This window comes from Occallatibacter sp. (genome assembly GCF_049802275.1).
Classification (GTDB): domain Bacteria; phylum Acidobacteriota; class Terriglobia; order Terriglobales; family Acidobacteriaceae; genus Telmatobacter.
This window is the reverse complement of the sequence record NZ_JBARMD010000548.1, coordinates 1-5,255: the sequence shown is the minus strand read 5'-3', so window position 1 is coordinate 5,255 and position 5,255 is coordinate 1. Positions and strand designations below refer to the sequence as shown.

At 56.7% G+C, this 5,255-nt stretch carries 3 protein-coding genes and 1 pseudogene; all 4 read right to left on the bottom strand.

Annotation, left to right across the window (positions count from 1 at the left end; translation table 11 throughout):
* Nucleotides 1-272: pseudogene (locus WA354_RS18940) on the bottom strand (type III polyketide synthase); the annotation flags it as partial.
* 148 nt (nucleotides 273-420) lie between these two features.
* Nucleotides 421-2,361, bottom strand: coding sequence for an aryl-sulfate sulfotransferase (locus tag WA354_RS18935; RefSeq protein ID WP_472814579.1), 1,941 nt, complete (start codon nucleotides 2,359-2,361; stop codon nucleotides 421-423).
* Nucleotides 2,362-2,521: 160 nt separating this feature from the next.
* Nucleotides 2,522-4,003, bottom strand: a complete 1,482-nt coding sequence (aroE, locus tag WA354_RS18930) for a shikimate dehydrogenase (RefSeq protein ID WP_472814578.1) — start codon at nucleotides 4,001-4,003, stop codon at nucleotides 2,522-2,524.
* Between the two features lie 626 nt (nucleotides 4,004-4,629).
* A complete protein-coding gene (locus WA354_RS18925; protein ID WP_472814577.1) occupies nucleotides 4,630-5,133 on the bottom strand; it encodes a DsrE family protein in 504 nt (167 codons plus the stop codon).
* Nucleotides 5,134-5,255: the final 122 nt, after the last annotated feature.

Here is a 5,255-nt window from a genome sequence, read left to right as displayed (position 1 = left end):
GCGAACTTCTCGAATGTCTCCATGCGCCGGGCGGTCCCCGGAAAGCGCCCGGTGGCATACAGGTCTTCAGCATCCCTCCAAATTCCGTTCTCGCTCGCGATCGGCTGCAGAAAAGAGTAGCGGTGCTCAATTGCAGACATGCGCACCATGCGCTTGAACAGCGATCGCGTGGTGCCTTCCGGCAACATACCTTCGGCAAAGGCGATGAATGAACGGTGCACATCGTGCGGTGGAACCGATGTCGCAATCCGATTGATGTAGGCAGTTGTCACGGTAAACCTCGGGGCGAAAAATATCCGGCTGTAGACATTGTTAGATTCACAAGAGCCCGGAAGTGTCATCCAAATGTAATGTCGATTTCAGCAAATCGTTTTGCGGTCGGTCTGGTGTTCAGGCGATAAACAAAAACGTCCCTTCAACTTACCACTGCACACCCGGATATAGGCTTGGCCACCGATATGCGTGGAACTGGTAGGCATTCGGGGTTGTGCCCTGCCAGATCACCTGTGTCGCCTGGGGATTCAACTCCTGTACGATCGCACCGGTCACCGCGGCACTGAAGTTTGCATGGATGTCTCCGTTCGGCAGAAGCTCCGCGTTGCCGCCGAAGAAAGAGAAGTAGCTTGGAGGGGGCTCATAGTGCGTCACCAGAGTAGCGGTCATGGCCCCTTCGTTCAGCTCGAGGATGGGAATCGTGGAATAGCAGGTTGGAATGGGCGGCTTGAGCGGCTGGCACAACACCGACCCGCTCGGAAACATCCGATCATTGCCGTTATCCATCAAGCCCAGCCGAAACACGCCGGTGGTATTCGGCGAAAAGAAGCTCAGGCCGTGCTGCGCATAGAACCAGTCAGTGGGGTCAGTACCACCCACAAGTTTGAAATCGCCGCCCTCCCCCAATCTCCACATCACATTGCCTGAACCCGTGCCATCCAGGAAATTGATCTTGATGATCCAGTTCTGGTGACGAATCGAGAGAAGCAGGTTGTGGTCGTCGATCGAATAGATCATGTCGTTCGAGTGCGTCCAGTCGGGAAAGTTCATGGGATGGCGGTTGATGTCGAGGTGGTCGAAGGTGTTCCAGACCCAGTCGGGATTGCCGCTCGCGTCCACATCGATAATCGCATCGCCAATCACCGAGGTGGTTCCGGGATACCCCGGAAGATTGGAGTAGCTTTTGTTGTAAGCAGCCAGCATCACCCAGTGGCCATTGGGCAATGCAATCACGCCGTGATGAAAGCTCTTGAACTTATATGCATTCCCGTCGGCGTCCTTCAAACTCGATGCGGCCAGCCTCTGATTCAGCGTGTCCATGGTGATCTCGCGGACCATGTTGCCGGCCAGATCGACTTCGCGAACGTCATTCACCAGCCCCAGGGTTCCGTTAACCGTGGTCGAGGAAAGGTACGAAATCAGCATCAGCATGTCGCCGTTCGGCAAAAGCTGAATGCCCTGTATCAAATCGACCGTCGAGCCCTGGTAGAGATACGACCAGATGATATTGCCCTGCAGATCCGTGGCATACGCCTGGATCACGTTTGATGGGATAACCGTGTTCCAGATCTCAATTCCCGGTTGAGGGGTCCCGCCGTTCGGAGAAAAAATCTGCACCGTCGGTGTTGGCGGCGGGGTTCCCGTGGTGCAGGTATGGTCAGCATCGGTATACGTGGCGCCATTGTCAAGTGTGACCCGCGCGCGCATGTGGTAAAGCGTCTTGCCCATCATTCCGGCAACCAGGACTTTCACCGGGCCGCCTTTCGCGTCGCTTGGAACCTCCCACGTGTTCAAGCCATAATCCGTGGTCTTTCCAAATTCGACCATCACCTTGCCAGACGAAGGAAGACTTATCGAATACGCCGCCACCAGGGGGCTTCCCGTGGCGTCGGGACACGAGACCCGGGCGCCGGGAACAATGGCGGCTATGGCTGTCGCATAGTTCTGCTGCGGTGAAGAAGCCAGCGCGGCGGTAACCGAGATGTTCTCGTTCTGGGTGACAACGGCGGGAGCAGTGTAATTGCCGGCGGTGTCTACCTGGCCGGATGCTGGAACTCCGCCAACGACGCCATTTACCAACCACTCGATCTGGCCGCCCTGCGCGGCGGTTGCGGTGAACTGGAACTTCTGTCCAGGTGAGAGCGCGACATACGTCGGTGAAATGGTCACCGACCCGCTCTGCGAGGGAGTGCCAGGCCCGCTGGGAATGACTGCGTTCGGGTTGATGAAGTATCCGCAGCCGGTCAGGAACGTCGCAAGGCCGAAGAGAAAGAAGCGCGCGAGAGGAATTTCAATGCTCACGCGATGCCGCGAACGCACAATCCAATCGCGCATGAAACAGCGGCCAGTCTCAGCGGAAGCACTCATGAGTCACTCTCAACCTAAACAGGCAGCTGATTCTTATGCAAATGGATCGGGGAAAGCAGCGCTAAAGCTATTGACGGTCTGGACTGAGACAAAGGTGCTTTACAGGTCGGATTTTTAGCGACGGGGCAAATTCCTTGCGGGATGAGACTTATGTCCTGTTTCAGCCGCGCTTGTGCAATTCATGTTCGACAACGCGCATCATCTCCGATTCGGGAGCCGGTTTGCCGGTCCAGATCTCAAACTGACGCGCACCCTGTTGCACGAACATCTCCAACCCGCTGATTACCGGGATGCCGCGCGACTTGGCCAGCTTGAGAAGGGGTGTTTCGAGCGGACTGTACACCATGTCGAAAACGAGACTCGCATTCAACTCATTTTCTGCGATGGGGAGTGCCTGCTTGGACCCCGCCATACCGCAGGGGGTGGCGTTGATCATGACGTCAAAGCGTTGCTTGGCCAGCAACTCACGCTTCAGGGATTTGGCTTTTGCCTGGCGCGCCAAAGTCACAGCATGCTCGTGGGTTCGATTGACCACCAGCACCTCCGCGCCCTGCTCCACAAGGCCAAAGACAGCCGCTCTTGCTGCGCCTCCGGCTCCGAGCACAACGACGCGCGCACCACTGAGCTTCAGGCGGCGCTGCAGGGGGCGGACTACTCCGGCGACATCCGTGTTGAAGCCGTAGAGCTTTCCGTCGGCTCCCATTCGAAGCGTGTTGCAGGCGCCGATGCGCGCGGTGAGCGGATCCATGTTGGCAAGATGTGGCAGGACTTCGGTCTTGAGGGGCATGGTGACGGCGCACCCAGCCAGCGGAAGTTCCAGCGCCAGGGTCAGCAGGTCCTGCACGGACTTGGTTTTCAGCGGAATCAGCACGGCATTAACGATTTCCCGGCGAAAGGCGGCATTTTGCAGCAGCGGCGAAAGCGATTGGCTGATGGGATTTCCGGCTACGCCAAAGATACGGGTCGCCTGGTCAAGGTTTTCCAACCGGTACACATCGCGCAGTGCCTCTGCACTTACCTGCCCCGGCGCGGTCTCCGCACCGTCGCAAGATGAGGCGAAGGTGAACGCTGCGCCCGCCCTTGGTCCCAGGATGCGGCTCACAAGGCCTTCTTCGCCCATGGCGATGCCCACGATGTGCGAGGCCAGCGAGCGATCCTCGATCAGCCGCAGTACCGCGAGATTGTCGGCCAAAGTTCGGGCCGTCGAGACGACTTTCACGAAGTCCGGCTTGAAAACTTCAATCCGGTCAGCCGCCTGTTCGAGGCCCTTGGTGCGGCTAAAGTCGTGAGAGCTAATGAGCAAGGCCGCGCCGGCTGCGCGCAGTTTGGTGAGCTGGGCTGCTTTGGCTTCTTCGGCGGATTCAACTTCCAAATCAATGATCTGGCATCCGGTCTGTGCCGCCTTGGTGAGGATTTCTAGCTCGGAGGCTAGTGGACCGTCGAATCCTCCGCCGTGCGACTTGCGACGGCAGGTGGCGATGACGGTGACATCCTTGTGTTCGCCCAAAAACTGTTTCAGGTAAGAGAAGGCGTTGGCGGGCTTGGAGAGGGAATCGAGTCTCAGCTCGAGGAATTTGAAATGTCTAACAGCCGACTCGGCCCGGTCGAACAATTCGGCTGGCGATCTGCCCTGAATGGCCACGCACAGTTTTCCGACGCGCAGACGTGGTGCGGTGGGGGGCGGGGGTGGTGACGAAATGGAGAGGGTATGCGGCATTTTCGTTCAATTGACGCATCTTAGATGCCTGGGGTTTCGTATGCAACAGCAAGATAAGACCTTTTGTAACTTTCTCGCGTACCTTTGGCCGCGAGATACCCCCCCACCCATACTCTGTAGGCAAGTTCCCCATTTTCATGGGCTTACATAGGAACAATCGTTCCAAGTTTCTCTGGCTGTTGGACTTAGCTGCAGAACCCTCTCAGGAAAGGACTTAGAGGCGGGAATTCAGGCAGTAGGTGCGCCCGGGAGCAAAGGGACAATTTCTTCGAAGTCTGGCTTTGGATCGAGGCCAGGCAGCCGCGAACGACGTAGCGCAGTATTGTGCTCATCAGATTGATTGTGCGCCCAACGAAGCAAAATACCTGCAAAGATTGAAAGTGCGTAAACACTGATCTGGAAGGAGTTGCAGGACTATTTCGAGACAGGGCTCTTGACACCATGTGAGGTGAACCCCTTGAGTGAGCCAGTTTGTGCTCTGACAATTTGCCGTTGATTTAAAGCGGATGTCACCCGGTCTAGTCGGATTCCGATTCAGGTGAACTGCAGGGTTATTCTGTGATCACGCGATCGGACCATTCCACTAGCGAAACAAAGATCGCTGGATTGCCGAACTTCGCCCCCCACTGATCCAGATCTGCTTGCAAGACGGCCCGTGCGCGGCTGCAGGCACCGCAGGCATAAATCTGAACGTGTCTTTCAACAACTTTCGTGAGGGTCTGCTCTAAAGGTGGCCAACCAACCGGCACGACTGCGGCGGCAACCGATTTCCGCATAAGCGAAACAGCTTCGCCAAGCAAGAAAATCTGCACCGAATGTCCCGCTTCAGAAAGTGCGAGGCCATGAAGAAAAGGAAACGCTGCCTTGGTTGGATCATCAGATCCCCACGCACTTTTCATCATGATATTGAGAGATTTATGTGAAGTTCCTTGAGCCAGCGAAGACGCCACTCCGACAACGGGCAACGCTACCAGCTGACGAAGAAATGACCGCCGCGCCATAAAGACCCCCAAGAGGAGGCTGAAGTATAGCATCGGGTCGATTGGTGAAATCAAGCGCCTTTGCCTGGATCTCTCATGCTGTAGAAGCCGGAGAAGGGCACGCCGACCCGTTTAGAACTAGAATTGGTTGCATAAATGCCGGCTGCGTCTTGCAAGGCACCCTCAGGGGCTAAAGC